This window comes from Halopseudomonas oceani (assembly GCF_963677335.1).
GTDB lineage: Bacteria > Pseudomonadota > Gammaproteobacteria > Pseudomonadales > Pseudomonadaceae > Halopseudomonas > Halopseudomonas oceani.
This window is the reverse complement of the sequence record NZ_OY781932.1, coordinates 3,560,763-3,575,530: the sequence shown is the minus strand read 5'-3', so window position 1 is coordinate 3,575,530 and position 14,768 is coordinate 3,560,763. Positions and strand designations below refer to the sequence as shown.

Annotated in this window: 11 protein-coding genes and 1 riboswitch; of the genes, 9 read left to right on the top strand and 2 right to left on the bottom strand. The window is 60.9% G+C overall.

Annotated elements, in window-relative coordinates:
• The first annotated feature begins 90 nt into the window (after positions 1 to 90).
• Positions 91 to 1,353 carry a lipid IV(A) 3-deoxy-D-manno-octulosonic acid transferase gene (gene waaA, locus ACKPCU_RS16760; RefSeq protein ID WP_321348459.1) on the top strand — a complete coding sequence of 421 codons (1,263 nt, stop codon included), beginning with the start codon at positions 91 to 93 and terminating at the stop codon, positions 1,351 to 1,353.
• Between the two features lie 60 nt (positions 1,354 to 1,413).
• On the opposite strand, the gene ACKPCU_RS16755 is transcribed toward waaA, so the two are convergent.
• Positions 1,414 to 2,850, bottom strand: coding sequence for a TolC family outer membrane protein (locus tag ACKPCU_RS16755; RefSeq protein ID WP_321348456.1), 1,437 nt, complete (start codon positions 2,848 to 2,850; stop codon positions 1,414 to 1,416).
• Between the two features lie 221 nt (positions 2,851 to 3,071).
• Positions 3,072 to 3,171: riboswitch (TPP riboswitch) on the top strand.
• A 73-nt stretch (positions 3,172 to 3,244) separates the two neighbouring features.
• Between ACKPCU_RS16755 and thiC the strand changes: the two genes are divergently transcribed.
• The 8 genes from thiC (at position 3,245) to parC (ending at position 13,210) form a co-directional block, all read left to right on the top strand.
• Positions 3,245 to 5,128 (top strand): phosphomethylpyrimidine synthase ThiC, encoded by a 1,884-nt coding sequence (thiC, locus tag ACKPCU_RS16750; RefSeq protein ID WP_321348454.1) that lies wholly within the window; start codon positions 3,245 to 3,247, stop codon positions 5,126 to 5,128.
• 216 nt (positions 5,129 to 5,344) lie between these two features.
• Positions 5,345 to 5,959, top strand: coding sequence for an NUDIX domain-containing protein (locus ACKPCU_RS16745; RefSeq protein WP_321348452.1), 615 nt, complete (start codon positions 5,345 to 5,347; stop codon positions 5,957 to 5,959).
• Positions 5,959 to 6,420, top strand: coding sequence for a DUF1249 domain-containing protein (locus tag ACKPCU_RS16740; RefSeq protein ID WP_321351867.1), 462 nt, complete (start codon positions 5,959 to 5,961; stop codon positions 6,418 to 6,420). The genes ACKPCU_RS16745 and ACKPCU_RS16740 overlap by 1 nt, the downstream gene beginning before the upstream one ends.
• 73 nt (positions 6,421 to 6,493) lie before the next feature.
• Positions 6,494 to 7,294, top strand: a complete 801-nt coding sequence (gene cpdA, locus ACKPCU_RS16735) for a 3',5'-cyclic-AMP phosphodiesterase (RefSeq protein ID WP_407651769.1) — start codon at positions 6,494 to 6,496, stop codon at positions 7,292 to 7,294.
• Between the two features lie 143 nt (positions 7,295 to 7,437).
• Positions 7,438 to 9,333: a DNA topoisomerase IV subunit B gene (gene parE / locus ACKPCU_RS16730; protein ID WP_104737319.1), complete on the top strand. Its 1,896-nt coding sequence runs from the start codon at positions 7,438 to 7,440 to the stop codon at positions 9,331 to 9,333.
• Positions 9,333 to 10,352, top strand: a complete 1,020-nt coding sequence (locus ACKPCU_RS16725; RefSeq protein WP_321348448.1) for an SdiA-regulated/phytase-like domain-containing protein — start codon at positions 9,333 to 9,335, stop codon at positions 10,350 to 10,352. The genes parE and ACKPCU_RS16725 overlap by 1 nt, the downstream gene beginning before the upstream one ends.
• A gap of 41 nt (positions 10,353 to 10,393) precedes the next feature.
• On the top strand, positions 10,394 to 10,873 hold the full coding sequence (locus tag ACKPCU_RS16720; RefSeq protein ID WP_104737484.1) for a retropepsin-like aspartic protease family protein: 480 nt from the start codon (positions 10,394 to 10,396) through the stop codon (positions 10,871 to 10,873).
• 51 nt (positions 10,874 to 10,924) lie between these two features.
• Entirely contained in the window at positions 10,925 to 13,210 is a 2,286-nt protein-coding gene (gene parC / locus ACKPCU_RS16715) for a DNA topoisomerase IV subunit A (protein ID WP_321348444.1), read from the top strand.
• 18 nt (positions 13,211 to 13,228) lie between these two features.
• Here parC and ACKPCU_RS16710 read toward each other — a convergent pair whose 3' ends face one another.
• Entirely contained in the window at positions 13,229 to 14,746 is a 1,518-nt protein-coding gene (locus ACKPCU_RS16710) for a histidine kinase (RefSeq protein WP_321348442.1), read from the bottom strand.
• Positions 14,747 to 14,768 lie beyond the last annotated feature (22 nt).

The following is a 14,768-nucleotide window of genomic DNA, read 5'->3' as shown; positions in this document are numbered from 1 at the left end:
CGCAACGCAGTCAGATGTATGCTTGAGCGCTAGCCCAGCGCTGCCTCAGTGCAGTCCCTACCGGACGCCTTGCTGCTACAGGATGCTTTCATGGCCCGTCGTCTCTATACCCTGTTTTTCTTCTTCTGCCTGCCGCTGATTCTGTTGCGTCTGTTGTACCGGGCGATCAAGGCCCCAGCGTACGCACGGCGCTGGGCCGAGCGCTTTGCGCTGGGTGGTGATGTTCGCCGCGGCGGCATCTGGGTGCACGCGGTGTCAGTCGGCGAGAGTATTGCCGCCGCGCCGATGGTACGAGAGCTGCTAGAGCGCTACCCGCAACTGCCGATTACCATCACCTGCATGACGCCCACCGGCTCAGAGCAGATTCGCAAGCTGTTTGGCGGGCAGGTGGGACATGCTTACCTGCCATACGATCTGCCTTGGTTGCAACGCCGGCTGCTGCGCCGTTTACAGCCAAAGGTGGGCATCATTATGGAGACGGAGCTGTGGCCAAATCTGGTAGCCGAAGCCAAACGGGCCCATGTGCCTTTGGTGCTGGCCAATGCTCGGCTGTCTGCGCGCTCGGCGCGCGGTTATCAGCGTGTTGGCGCGCTGGTGCGGCCGATGTTTTCTGCGCTGGACTGGGTGGCGGTGCAGAGTCAGGCAGAGGCCCTGCGCTTTGTTGAGCTGGGTGTCGCTCGCGAGCACATGCAGGTCACCGGAAGCATTAAGTTCGATTTCCGTCCGGACCCCGCACAGGTGCAGCAGGCTCGGGAGTTGCGCGCGCGCTGGGGCAGTGAGCGTCCTGTCTGGATTGCGGCCAGCACCCATGCGGGCGAGGATGAACAGGTACTGCGAGCGCATCGCCGGGTGCTGGAAGCCCTGCCTGATGCGTTGCTGATTCTGGTGCCGCGCCACCCCGAGCGTTTCGATTCGGTCGCCCGTCAGGTCAGTGAGGCTGGTTTCGGTATGGTGCGGCGTAGCAGTGGGGCGTTACCCGCAGCGGATCAGCAGGTGTTGGTCGGCGACACCATGGGCGAGCTGGTGTTTCTCTACGCCTGTGCTGACTTGGCTTTTGTTGGTGGTTCGCTGGTGCCGAACGGCGGGCACAATTATCTGGAGCCAGCCGCGTTGGGGCTGCCGGTACTGTCTGGGCCGCATCGTTTCAACTTTACCGAAATCAGCGAATTGCTGGAGGGGGCTGGTGCGTTGCAGGTGGTCGATGACGAAACCGCGTTGGCGGTTGCGGTGCAGGATTGGCTGCAGCAGGATACTGCTCGCCAACGTGCCGGTCAGGCTGGACAGGCTGTGGTGGCTGATAATCAGGGCGCTTTGGAGCGGCTGCTTGAGGGGATTGCGCGGCTGTTGAGCTGATCTGGCAACACAAACAAGAACAGCGCCCTTGGGCGCTGTTCTTGTTTGTGCACGATGGACCTAGAACGTGCTGCTGTCGCCGTTCGCCGGTGCGGACGGCTGCTGTGGCCGGCCGCCCATCGACATCTGCCGGGCTTCTTCTTCGGTAGCCTCGGGGATGAAGTCACGATCCGGATCGTAGTTCGGGTTCAACCACTGGGACAGGTCCTGCAGGTCTTGCGGGCTCAGGGTGCCTGCGGCTTGTTTCAGGCTCAGGTTGTTGATGATGTAGTTGTAGCGCAGGTTGTTGTAGTCGCGCACGGTGCGGAACAGGTTGCGCTGGGCTTCCAGTACGTCAACCACATTGCGGGTTCCTACTTCATAGCCGGTCTGGGTCGCATCAAGCGCTGCCTTGGCTGAGACAATAGCCTGGCGGCGTGCGGCCACCTCGTCGACGCTGGAGGTAACCGTGCGATACAGATTGCGGGTACTTTCAACCACGCGGCGGCGCTGTGACTCGCTGCTCTGCTCAGCTTGGGTCAGGCGGTAGGTCGACTCACGAACCCGTGAGGTCGTCAGGCCGCCAGTGAACAGTGGCATGCTGAGTTCAACGCCAAAGCTGGTCAGCTCGCTATCGGTGCTGTTCTGACCCGCTGCTGCGATGGAAGCACCGCCGTTGTCGTTGCTGTAGCGCACGAACGCGTCGACTACTGGGGCGTAGCCGGCTTTGCTGCTGCGCAGAGTATCTTCGGCGCTATCGATGGCGTAACGACTGGCCTGCAGGGTCAGGTTCTGCTCGGCAGCCGTTTCGACCCACTGCTGCATGCTGGCCGGTGTCGGTGGCAGGATCGGCAGCTCGTGGCTGATGCCGAACAGGCTGTCATAATCCTGATTAGTCAGGCGGGTCAGCGCCTGATAGCTGACGTCCAGATTGGTTTGCGCGGTCAATCTCGCGGCGCGCGCACTGTCGTAGCCTGCCTGTGCTTCCAGCACGTCGGTACGGGCTGACAAGCCGACTTCAAAGCGCTCCTGCGCTTGCTCAAGCTGACGGGAGAAGGCTTTCTCTTCCGCTTTGGCGGTTGCCAGATTGTCGGAGGCCCGCAGGACGTTGAAGTAGGCCTGCGACACCTCAAGGATAAGGTTCTGCTGGGTAGCAGAGAACTCCAGTTGGGCCTGCTGGCTGACGGCCTTGGCTGCCTGGTAAGTGAACCAGCGGTCAGCGCGGAACAACGGCTGGGTCAGGCTGGCCTGATAGTAGTGGGTGGAGTACTCGTCGCCACCAACCTTGTCTATCTCCAGATCCTGGCGAGAGGCGCCAGCGGCTACTCCAATGTTTGGCAGCAGTTGGGAGCGCGCCTGTGGCAACGCTTCCTGTCGGGCCATTGCGTCTGCTTCGGCAGCGGCCAGGTCAGCGCTGTTCAGCACAGCTTGCTGGTAGATGGTCATCAGATCGGTATTGGCGGCAGCCTGGGCGGACACACCGGCCAGCAGCAGTGCAACGGTAAGCGGGCGCAACATGCACAAATCCTTCGCATGAGAGGGGGTCAGGCAAGGCTAAAAGGCTCGGGGGCCGGGGTCAAGCTGCTTTGGGTGACACAATTGGGAACAATCTGTTGTAGCGACTTTTGCTGACGTTTTCGCGGATTTTGTCAGCCATCACGGGGAGCTTTGTTCTGAGTGTTGGAAAGGGATATCTGTCGTGGGCTTGAGACGGCAGCAGCATATCTCTAGACTGTGCGGACATCTTGACGGGGTGCCACCTGCTTGCAGGGGGCTGAGATGATACCCGTTGAACCTGAACCGGCTAGCACCGGCGTAGGAATCGAGATAGACGGCCAGCGTGAGTCCGCAAGGACTGGCGCAGCCGTGGCTTTTCGGTTCCCTGCGCGTCCCAACGCAGTGGAGCACAACAATGAACAGCAAGTTGCCTGATACCGCCATCGCCACCTCCGGTGCCGATAGCGCTGCCACCCAACCCTTCCCCAATTCTCGCAAAATCTATGTGACCGGGTCGCGCCCGGATATCCGTGTGCCCATGCGCGAGATCAGCCTGGCCGATACACCGACCGATTTCGGCGGTGAGAGCAATGCACCCGTGCTGGTGTATGACACCTCTGGCCCCTATACCGATCCGCAGGCGAGCATTGACCTGCGTGCCGGTCTCGCCGACGTGCGTGGTGTTTGGATCGACGAGCGCGGTGATACCGAGGTATTGCCAGGCCTTACTTCCGATTTTGGTGCCTCACGCCTAGCCGACAGTTCTCTTGATCACATGCGTTTTGCTCACGTGCGTACCCCGCGCCGCGCCAAGGCCGGCTGCAACGTGACGCAGATGCACTACGCGCGCCGTGGCATCATCACGCCGGAGATGGAGTACGTCGCGATTCGCGAGAACATGAAGCTGCAGGAAGCGCGCGAGGCGGGGCTGCTCCAGGAGCAACATGCCGGCCACAGTTTCGGCGCAGGCATTCCCCAGCAGATCACCCCCGAGTTCGTGCGCGAAGAGATCGCTCGCGGGCGGGCGATCATTCCGGCCAACATCAATCACCCAGAGCTGGAGCCGATGATTATCGGCCGCAACTTCCTGGTGAAGATCAACGGCAACATCGGTAACTCGGCGCTAGGCTCCTCCATTGAAGAAGAAGTCGAGAAGATGACCTGGGGGATTCGCTGGGGCTCCGACACGGTTATGGACCTGTCGACCGGCAAGAATATTCATGAAACCCGTGAATGGATCATCCGTAACTCGCCGGTACCGATCGGCACCGTGCCGATCTATCAGGCGCTGGAGAAGGTGGGCGGTGTCGCCGAGGATCTGACCTGGGAGATTTTCCGTGACACCCTGATCGAGCAGGCAGAGCAGGGCGTGGACTACTTCACTATCCACGCGGGTGTGTTGCTGCGCTACGTGCCGATGACCGCCAAGCGGGTTACCGGCATCGTATCGCGTGGCGGCTCGATCATGGCTAAGTGGTGTCTGGCGCACCATCAGGAGAATTTCCTCTACACCCATTTCGAGGACATCTGCGAAATCATGAAGGCCTACGACGTCAGCTTCTCGCTTGGCGATGGCCTGCGTCCCGGCTCCATTGCCGATGCCAATGACGAAGCCCAGTTCGGTGAGCTGGAAACCCTCGGAGAGCTGACCAAAGTTGCCTGGAAACACGATGTGCAGGTGATGATCGAGGGCCCGGGTCACGTGCCGATGCAGCTGATCAAGGAGAACATGGACAAGCAGCTGGAATGCTGCGACGAAGCACCGTTCTATACCCTTGGCCCGCTGACCACTGACATCGCGCCCGGTTATGACCACATCACCAGTGGCATCGGTGCTGCCATGATCGGCTGGTTCGGCTGCGCCATGCTCTGCTACGTCACGCCCAAGGAGCATCTCGGGCTGCCGAACCGGGATGATGTCAAGACCGGCATTATTACCTACAAGATCGCCGCCCACGCGGCCGATCTGGCCAAGGGGCACCCGGGCGCGCAGATTCGCGATAACGCCCTGAGCAAGGCGCGCTTCGAGTTTCGCTGGGAAGATCAGTTCAATCTGGGGCTCGACCCGGATACCGCACGGGCCTACCACGACGAAACGCTGCCGAAGGAGTCGGCCAAGGTGGCGCACTTCTGTTCGATGTGCGGTCCCAAGTTCTGCTCGATGAAAATTACCCAGGAAGTTCGTGAGTACGCCGCCGAGCAGCGCATTGCCGCGGTAGATCTGGCGGTTGAAGAGGGTATGAAGGCCAAGTCGGAGGAGTTCCGCACTACCGGCTCCCAGCTGTACCACAAGCTTTAAGGAAGCACTGATCCGTTTCGCGCGCGTCTTTCGGCTGCGGGTCTGGCACGTCCGGACCCTTGCCGTCTGCCGGTCAGATATGCGAGCTTAAGCGACTGACTCTTATTCGCTCTGTCCTGTGCCTGCGCAGCAGAGCGGATTTATGCTTTGCTTGTAGCCTGCAGGGGCAGCCATGCGCCTTGCCCTCTGCAGCTGACTGATCTGGGGAGTGTGCTTTTGTCCTTTACGCGCGATGACGTGGACATCATCAGCCGGGAAACCGGCTTCAAGGGGTTCTATCGCCTCGACGTCCTCAATTTGCGTCACCGGCTGTTCAACGGTGGCTGGGGACCCGTGCTACGGCGCGAGCTGTTCGTGCGCCACGATGCCGTGTGCGTTCTGCCTTACGACCCCTGGCTGGATCAGGTTGTGCTAATCGAGCAGGTGCGTGTCGGCGCGCTGGAGAAAAGTGACAATCCCTGGATGCTGGAGCTGGTTGCCGGACTGATCGATACCGATGAAACCCCGGAAGAGGTTGCCCATCGCGAGGCTGACGAGGAAGCTGGCCTGACCCTGCGCTCGCTGCACCCCATTATCCGTTATTACCCGTCACCCGGCGGCAGCGACGAGTTTGTGCATCTGTACTGTGCGCTGGTCGACAGCCGCGGCGTTGGCGGTATTCACGGTCTTGCCGAGGAAGGCGAGGATATCCGCGTCAGCCTGTGGCCGCGCGTCGAGGCCGTTGCGGCGCTCGAAACTGGTCGAATCGACAATGCTGCCAGCATCATCGCGTTGCAGTGGCTGCAGTTGCATGCGGAACGCTTGCGTGCCGAAGCGGACCCACAGCCATGATGACTTTGCGCAAGCCTCGATATCACGTTGATCTGGTCGGTCTGCAGGCGCTGTGTGAGAGCAATTATTGGAAATTGCTCAAGCTGATGTCATCAATGAATGAAGAAAATGAGCGCCGCATTGTTGTCGATGCTGGTGACGGCGCTGTGCAGGCGTTGGTTATCCGCGTGCTGGAGCGTTGCCCCTATACTTCAACGCTGCAGCTGGCGCATGAGCGTCAGCAGGACTGGGTAACGCCGCCCAGCATGGAGGTGCGTCTGTATCACGATGCTGGGCTCGCTGAGGTGGTTGCAGCGTACAATAGACGGCGCTTTCGTGGTGTATACCCCTATCCGAATGAGCAGATGCTGCAGCCGGATGAGAAATTTCAGCTGAACCAGTTCCTCGGCGAATGGTTGGGCTATTGCCAGCGCTATGGACAAAGCGCGCAGCCGTTGTCATTTGCCGGTCAGGGTCTGTGACCGAATCGCTGGATTCCTGCTGCAGCAACGGCCAAGATTACACCAGAACAAGGGAGCAATGAGTGGGGGCACAATGTCGTTAGGGTCGGATTTCGTCTGCGTGGTGCAGTTGACGGACAGTCATCTGTTTGCCGAGGTGGGCGGTGATCTGCTCGGACTCGATACGCAGGCCAGTCTGGACGCCGTAATCGATATGGTGCTCGAGCAGACGCCGGAAATGGACCTGGTGCTGGCCACCGGTGACATTACCCAAGACGGCAGTGAGGCGGCCTACCGTCGCTTTATCACCGCCAGCCAGCGTCTGCCAGCGCCCTGCTGCTGGATTCCCGGTAATCATGATGACGCTGAGCTGATGAGCCATATCGGCGATCCGCTGGGTCTGAATCGGCCGTGGGTCGATTTGGGGAATTGGCGGATTGTCATGCTTGACACCAGTATCCTTGGTGCCGTGCCCGGCCGTCTGGAGCCCTCCCAGCTGGCCATCGTTGATGACGCATTGAGTTCGGTAGGCGAGCGCCATGTCATGGTCTGCCTGCACCATCAACCGGTTGACATTGGCAGCGACTGGATGGCGCCGATCGGACTGCTTAATCCTCAGGATCTGCTTGAGCGTATTCGGAATCGATCAGAAGTAAAGGTCGTGCTCTGGGGTCATATTCATCAGCACTTCGACCAGCAGCTGGGTCACCTGCGACTGTTGGCCACGCCTTCTACCTGCGTCCAGTTTGCTGCCGGCAGCAGCGATTTTGCTGCCGATACGCTGGCACCCGGCTACCGCTGGATGCGTCTGTATGACAACGGTCGCATCGAAACGGCCGTTTCCCGTCTTCCCGAAGGGGTGTTTTTGCCCGAGCCGGGAGCGGTGGGCTATTGAGTTGCTGCCGCACTGACGGTGGCAGGCAGTCCGCCCGCCGGATACTATGTGACCCCATGCAAGCTCACTCCGATGGCCGGCGTCAGTCAGTCAGGCAGGCGGGTGGGCGTTGAAGCAATTCAAGAAGGATACCTGCTCACACCATGTCTGATTCGACCTATAACGCGGATGCGCTTGAAGTACTCAGCGGCCTCGATCCGGTGCGCCGTCGCCCCGGCATGTACACCGATACAGCGCGTCCCAACCATCTGGCGCAGGAAGTCATTGATAACAGTGTCGACGAAGCGCTTGCCGGGCATGCCCGCACCATCAGTGTGGTATTGCATCAGGACAACGCCCTGGAGGTCAGTGATGACGGCCGCGGGATGCCGGTGGACATTCACCCGGAAGAGGGAGTCTCTGGCGTTGAGCTGATCTTTACCAGGCTGCACGCCGGCGGCAAGTTCTCGAACAAAAATTACCAGTTCTCCGGCGGTCTGCATGGGGTTGGTATTTCTGTGGTCAACGCGCTCTCGTTGCGAGTCGAGGTGAAGGTCAAGCGCGACGGGCAGGAATATGCCATGGCCTTCGAGCACGGTGACAAGGTTCGTGAGCTGGAGGTGATCGGCACCGTCGGCAAGCGCAATACCGGCACAAGTGTGATTTTCTGGCCGGATGGCAAATACTTCGATTCACCCAAATTCAGCGTCAGTCGTCTCAAACACCTGCTCAAGGCCAAGGCCGTGCTGTGCCCGGGGTTGCGAGTTGATTTTGATGATCGCCAGTCCGGCGAGAAGATCAGCTGGCATTACGAGGATGGTCTGCGCGACTACCTGGTCGATGCCTGTGCCGAGTGGCCAAAGTTGCCGGAAGAGCCCTTTGCTGGCAGCTTCAGCGCCAAACAGGAAGCAGTTGACTGGGCTGTTTTCTGGCTGCCGGAGGGTGGCGAGCTGGTGCAGGAAAGCTACGTCAACCTGATCCCGACCGCACAGGGCGGTACTCATGTTAATGGCTTGCGCGCCGGGCTGCTGGAAGCTATCCGTGAGTTCTGCGAGTTCCGAAACCTGCTGCCGCGTGGCCTTAAGCTGGCTCCGGAGGACATCTGGGAACGCGTTAGCTACGTTTTGTCGCTGAAGATGGCCGAGGCGCAGTTTTCCGGTCAGACCAAAGAGCGGCTGTCGTCCCGTGAGTCGGCTGCTTTTGTGTCCGGTGTGGTCAAGGATGCCTTCAGTCTGTGGCTCAACCAGCACGCCGAGATCGGCCAGCTGATTGCCGAAATGGCGATCAGTCACGCTGGTCGCCGTCTCAAGGCGGGCAAGAAGATCGAGCGCAAGCGCATCACCCAGGGGCCTGCACTGCCCGGCAAGCTGGCCGATTGTGTCGGCCAGGACAGTAAGCGCTCCGAGCTGTTTCTGGTGGAGGGTGACTCGGCTGGTGGCAGCGCCAAGCAGGCCCGCGACAAGGAGTTTCAGGCCATCATGCCGCTACGCGGTAAGATCCTGAATACTTGGGAAGTTGAATCCAATCAGGTCCTGGGCTCGCAGGAAGTACATGATATTGCCGTTGCCATCGGAGTGGATCCGGGCGCAGCCAGCCTCGACCAGCTGCGTTACGGCAAGATATGCATTTTGGCTGATGCGGACTCGGATGGGCTACATATCGCGACGCTACTGTGTGCGCTGTTCGTTCGTCATTTCCGCCCGCTGGTCGAGGCTGGCCATGTCTTTGTTGCCATGCCGCCGCTCTACCGAATCGACATCGGCAAGGACGTCTACTACGCGCTGGATGATGCCGAGAAGCAAGGTATCCTCGACCGCATTGAGGCTGAAGGCAAGCGCGGCAAGATTCAGGTTACCCGCTTCAAGGGTCTGGGCGAGATGAACCCGCTGCAGCTACGTGAGACCACCATGGCGCCGGAGACTCGCCGGCTGGTGCAGCTCACCGTTGATCAGACGCAGGACACCGAGCAGTTGATGGATATGCTGCTGGCGAAGAAGCGTTCTTCCGATCGCAAGGTCTGGCTGGAAAGCAAGGGCAACCTTGCCGAGGTGCTGCTTTGATGAGTGGCTCCCGTCTGCTGGCGGCAGCGCTGATGGTTTTCAGCACTGCAGCGCTGGCATTTGAACGTGCTCCTGAGCTGCAGCTAGAGCGTGCTTTGCCGGTGGATGGCATGCCGCGCGGCAATCTCTCCGCTCTGCAGCACTGTGATGGGCGCCTGCTGGCGGTGTCCGACCGGGAAGATACCAGTCTGTTTGTGTTGCAGCGTACTGAAGACAGTTATCAGGCGGAGATTGAGCCGTTCTTGCTGCCAGCAGAAACACCGTCGAGTTTGCCAATGCAATTGCTGGCGGGGGCCTGGTTACGCGGGCTAAGCGGGCCGGCACTGGATTTTGAAGGCCTGGCCTGCGATGGTGATGGCAATCGCTATCTGGTCAGCGAAAGTCAACTTGGCGTGTTGCGGTTGCCACCCTCGGCCGACGAGCCAGTGGCGGGTGAATGGCTCAAGCTGGATTCGGCGCTGTACACCGAAGGCGAGTCGCGTGGCCTGTGGCAGCAAATCAACGCGTTGGCTGAAGGCATTGCGATCGACGCGGAAGCGGGCACGCTCTGGCTTGCAGCGGAGCGTCAGGCACGCGGGCTGCTCAAGCTGCAACGTCAGGGGGATGAGTGGAAATGCCCGCTTGCCGGCTGTGTGCTGCTGGCTGAGCGGCGGTTCCTGCCGACCGAGCCGTTCGGGCCCGGTATTCTCAACCGTGAAGTGATGCCGGTGGATTTCTCTGACGTCGTGTACTGGCAAGGGCGGCTGTGGACGCTGGAGCGCAATGCTCATCAGGTTTGTCGCCGTAGCCCACTTTCCGGGCAGCGCGAGCGTTGCTGGTCTTTTGCGCAAAGCGTGCTGGTCGAACCCTATTTTTACCCGGATGCTCCGTTCGGCCTGGCTGAAGCGCTGATGATTGGCGATGACGGCATCGTTATCGGACTGGACAACAATGACCGCGGCCGCCCGGATGGGGACACGCGTCCCTGGGTGTTTCACTTTGTCTTGCCGGATGACTGGCGCGAGGGATATCAGCCGTGAACGAGCCTCTGCCTCCTTCACAGCGCAAGCTGGGCACCGGGATGATGATCCTGGCCTGGGTGGCAGGGCTGCTGCTGGCCGCCTATTGGTTCAGTGGGGTAGAGGAGCGTCAGCGCAATCCCAACCAGCAGCCGACCTCCAGCCAGCTGGGCGGCGCGGTTGAAGTACGGCTGGAACCGAACAGACAGGGCCATTACCTGTTGCGCGGCCAGATCAATCGCAAGGCGGTAACGCTGCTGGTGGACACCGGTGCCAGCTTTGTTGCGGTTCCTGCTGCGTTGGCCGATGAGCTGGGGCTGTCGCGCGGTCGACAGTTTATGGTTGATACCGCCAACGGCACAGCCGAGGGCTATGCCACGCGCCTGCAGACTCTGCAACTGGGCGACATTCTGTTGCACGACGTTGATGCGGGCATTGTGCCCGGTATGGCGGGTGACGAGGTGTTGCTGGGCATGAGTGCGCTCAGGCAACTGGATTTTCGTTCGCAGGGCGGTGATTTGCTGCTGCGACAGTACCAATGAGTTATCCGGCGGGCTGCGCATGGCGCGCAGCCGCCCGAGTGGAGAAGAAGCATGAGTGATGGACTGGACCTGAGCCTCGATGGCGTCGAGCGACGTTCGCTGGCGTCCTTTACCGAGGAGGCCTATCTCAACTATTCCATGTACGTCATCATGGATCGGGCGTTGCCGCATATCGGCGATGGCCTGAAGCCGGTACAGCGTCGTATCGTTTATGCAATGAGTGAGCTGGGCCTTTCGGCCAGCTCCAAGCACAAGAAGTCGGCCCGTACCGTCGGTGACGTGCTGGGTAAGTATCACCCCCACGGCGACTCGGCCTGCTACGAGGCCATGGTGCTGATGGCCCAGCCATTCTCCTATCGCTATCCGCTGGTGGACGGGCAGGGTAACTGGGGCGCGCCGGACGATCCCAAGTCGTTCGCGGCCATGCGTTACACCGAGGCTCGCCTGGCGCGTTACAGCGAGGTGCTGCTATCCGAGTTGGGACAAGGCACGGTCGATTGGCAGCCGAACTTCGACGGTACCATGGAAGAACCCATGGTTTTGCCGGCGCGCCTGCCCAATCTGCTGCTTAACGGAACGACTGGTATTGCGGTCGGTATGGCGACCGATATCCCGCCGCATAACCTGAAAGAAGTGGCGGCGGCCTGTATTCGTCTGCTGGACGATCCGGGTGCCGGACTGGACGATATTCTGGAGCATATTCAGGGGCCGGACTTCCCCACTGAAGCCGAGATCATCACCCCGCGGGAAGACCTGTTGAAGATGTACGCCAGCGGCCGCGGCTCGGTGCGCTGTCGTGCGGTGTGGAGCAAGGAAGACGGTGAGATCGTGATTACTGCGCTGCCGCATCAGGTGTCTGGCGCCAAGGTGCTGGAGCAGATTGCCGCGCAGATGCAGAACAAGAAGCTGCCGATGGTGGCCGATCTGCGCGACGAATCCGATCACGAAAACCCGACGCGTATCGTCATTGTTCCGCGCTCCAACCGGATCGATCTGGACGATCTGATGCAGCATCTGTTTGCGACCACCGACCTGGAGCACAGCTACCGGGTCAATATGAACGTCATCGGTACTGACGGCAAGCCTGCGGTGAAGGATCTCTGGGGCATGCTGAGTGAGTGGCTGGGGTTCCGTGTTGCCACGGTGCGTCGCCGCTTGCAGTACCGCCTGGATAAGGTCTTGGCCCGTCTGCACCTGTTGGACGGTTTGCTGGTCGCCTTCCTCAATCTGGATGAAGTCATCCATATCATCCGTACCGAAGAGCATCCCAAGGCGGAGCTGATCGCGCGGTTCGACCTCAGCGATCTGCAGGCTGACTACATTCTCGATACCCGTTTGCGGCAGCTGGCGCGACTGGAAGAAATGAAGATCCGGGCCGAGCAGGATGCATTGCGCGACGAGCGTGATGAGCTGCAGGGGATCCTCGGAGATGAGCGCAAACTGCGTACTCTGGTACGTGACGAGTTGGCTGCTGATGCTGAGACCTATGGTGATGAGCGCCGTTCGCCGCTGGTCGAGCGCAAGGAAGCGCGGGCCCTGTCGGAAACCGAGCTGGTGCCATCCGAGCCGGTTACGGTCGTGATCTCAGAAAAGGGCTGGGTGCGCTGCGCCAAGGGGCACGATGTCGATGGTACGGGGCTCAGCTACAAAGCGGGGGACGGTTATCTTGCACAGGCGAGCGGGCGTTCCAATCAACAGGCAGTCTTTATCGACAGTACCGGCCGCAGCTATTCATTGTCTGCTCACACCCTGCCGTCCGCCCGTGGCCAGGGCGAGCCGCTTACCGGTCGCTTCAGTCCGCCGGCGGGGGCCGGGTTTGATGCGGTACTGATGCCTGATGAGCAGGGCCTGTATCTGTTGGCGTCGGATGCCGGTTACGGCTTTCTGGTCAAGGGTGAGGACATGCTCGCCAAGAACAAGAACGGCAAGGCGCTGCTGAATATTCCGGACGGCGGACGAATCCTTTCGCCACAGCCGGTCCGCTATCCGCAGAGCAGTCATCTGGCGGCGGTTTCCAACGAAGGTCGTCTGCTGGTATTCCCACTCAAGGATCTGCCTCAGCTTGCCAAGGGCAAGGGCAACAAGATCATTTCCCTGCCTTCTGGTCGGGTGAAGATGCGCGAGGAGTTTGTCGCTGGTCTAGCCGTTCTGCCGCCGGGTGCGCAGTTGGTGTTGACTGCCGGCAAGCGCACCTTGACGCTGAAGTCAGCCGACCTTGAGCATTACAGTGGCGAGCGCGGTCGACGTGGCAACAAGCTGCCACGCGGCTTCCAGAAAGTTGACTCGGTGGCAGTGGAGCTGACGTCAGCGGCAGCTGCCGAGCCGGCTGCCGATTAGGGGGGAGCGGCGCCAGTCTCAGGACTGGCGTTGGTTGTACAGTGAGCTGAGCTGCCGCTCCAGCAGGGACTGATAGGGTTCCAGCAGGCGCTCGATGCAGAAGGTGCCGGGCTGGCTTGCCAGGCGGCGTGTTGAAGCGCAGTGGGAAAGTGCTTCGCTGGCTGCCAGCTCGGCGTCCACCAGCAGCAGGTTGCGGCTGTGCTGCAGGTGCTCTATAACGCGCTGACAGGCTTCATGCTGCCCCAGCGTCTCATCGTCCAGGCCATCCAGTCCGCTGGCGTGGCCGAGCGCCAGCTGCATGTGCAGCGCGATACCCGTGTCGGCAATCTCAATCTGCAGATCGTGGCCGAGCACACGCAGCAACTCCCCGCAGCACAGGCCATGCTTTAGCTCCGAACCGTCACCGGTACTGTCCCTGAACAGCGCGATGCTGGTGCCGTCGTGCAGCGTGTGTTGCTCGCCGCCGTACAGCTGGCAAGCATGCTGAACTTGCTGACGATAGCGCTCGAGCAGTTGCATCAGGCGCTCACGCGGCAATCGGCGCAGCGCGTCGTGGTTACCGAGGCGTACCGCCAGCATGGCCTGCTTCTGGACGCGCTCCTCCGCGGGGTTACTATCCTGCGGCTCAGTTGCTGCCGTCTCGTCCAGCGATTCGGTTGTGTCGCTGGACGAGTCGGCCGCTACGTCTACTGCTTCTTGCTGGGCCGGCTCATCCTGGGGGGGCTCGTCAGCACCGATTTGCTGTTCTGGCTGGAGCACCGGGATGGCGTCAGTCTCGAAACTGGGAACCTCCGGCATCGGCGTCGTTACGTCCTCCGGTTCAGGCTCAGGCTCGGGTTCCGGTGGCGTCAGGCCGCGGTTGCTGAGCAGAGCCCGTGACAGCGCGCCGAGTTCATCGCTGCGGGTGCAAGCTGGTGCCGGATAGCTGGGCGTGGCGTCCCAAAGGGCGAGTGCTTCCAGTTGGCGTGACAGCTCACGCCCGCGGTGCCATGCAAGCAGGCCCGCGCCGCAACCGACCAGTAATAGCCCCCAGATCATGCGTTCCAGCAGCAGATTAGCGGGCAGGATGAATGGCGTGGCGGCCAACGTCAGCTGCACTTGACCAGTAAGCTGGTCCTGCAGGTGAACTGCTGCAATGTAGTTGCCCTGGCCCGGTGCCCGCTGCTGCCGCGGCGGTTCACTGCCGGCCTCGGCGATCAGCCGGTTACCCGGTGAGTAAAGGCTGACGTGGGCAATCATCGGGTTCTGGTTCCACTGGGCCAGCAGAATGTTCAGGCTCAGTCGGTCTTCGGCTGCCAGTGGTTCCGCAGCGCTTGCTGCAATCTGGCGTGCCAGTGCGCTACCGACGCGGTCGGCCTGCTGCGCAACATCCTGCTGCAGCTGCACCTTGCCCAGCCAGAGAACCAGAATCAGCATGAGCAGCAGCGGGGCAATCACCATCAGCGGCATCGCCCCGGCCAGAGTCAGCGAGCGACGGCGTAGGTTGGCATAGCAGCGCAGGAATAGATTGTCGTGGTTCGGCGTTTGGCGGCTCAAAGCGTGACTCGATGGTTGCGGA

Bases quoted from the DNA above. Each gene is read 5' to 3' on its own strand.
- parE (WP_104737319.1), top strand. From the start codon at position 7,438: ATGTCTGATTCGACCTATAACGCGGATGCGCTTGAAGTACTCAGCGGC.
- cpdA (WP_407651769.1), top strand. From the start codon at position 6,494: ATGTCGTTAGGGTCGGATTTCGTCTGCGTGGTGCAGTTGACGGACAGT.
- thiC (WP_321348454.1), top strand. From the start codon at position 3,245: ATGAACAGCAAGTTGCCTGATACCGCCATCGCCACCTCCGGTGCCGAT.
- waaA (WP_321348459.1), top strand. From the start codon at position 91: ATGGCCCGTCGTCTCTATACCCTGTTTTTCTTCTTCTGCCTGCCGCTG.
- ACKPCU_RS16720 (WP_104737484.1), top strand. From the start codon at position 10,394: ATGATGATCCTGGCCTGGGTGGCAGGGCTGCTGCTGGCCGCCTATTGG.
- ACKPCU_RS16740 (WP_321351867.1), top strand. From the start codon at position 5,959: ATGACTTTGCGCAAGCCTCGATATCACGTTGATCTGGTCGGTCTGCAG.
- ACKPCU_RS16755 (WP_321348456.1), bottom strand. From the start codon at position 2,850: ATGTTGCGCCCGCTTACCGTTGCACTGCTGCTGGCCGGTGTGTCCGCC.
- parC (WP_321348444.1), top strand. From the start codon at position 10,925: ATGAGTGATGGACTGGACCTGAGCCTCGATGGCGTCGAGCGACGTTCG.
- ACKPCU_RS16725 (WP_321348448.1), top strand. From the start codon at position 9,333: ATGAGTGGCTCCCGTCTGCTGGCGGCAGCGCTGATGGTTTTCAGCACT.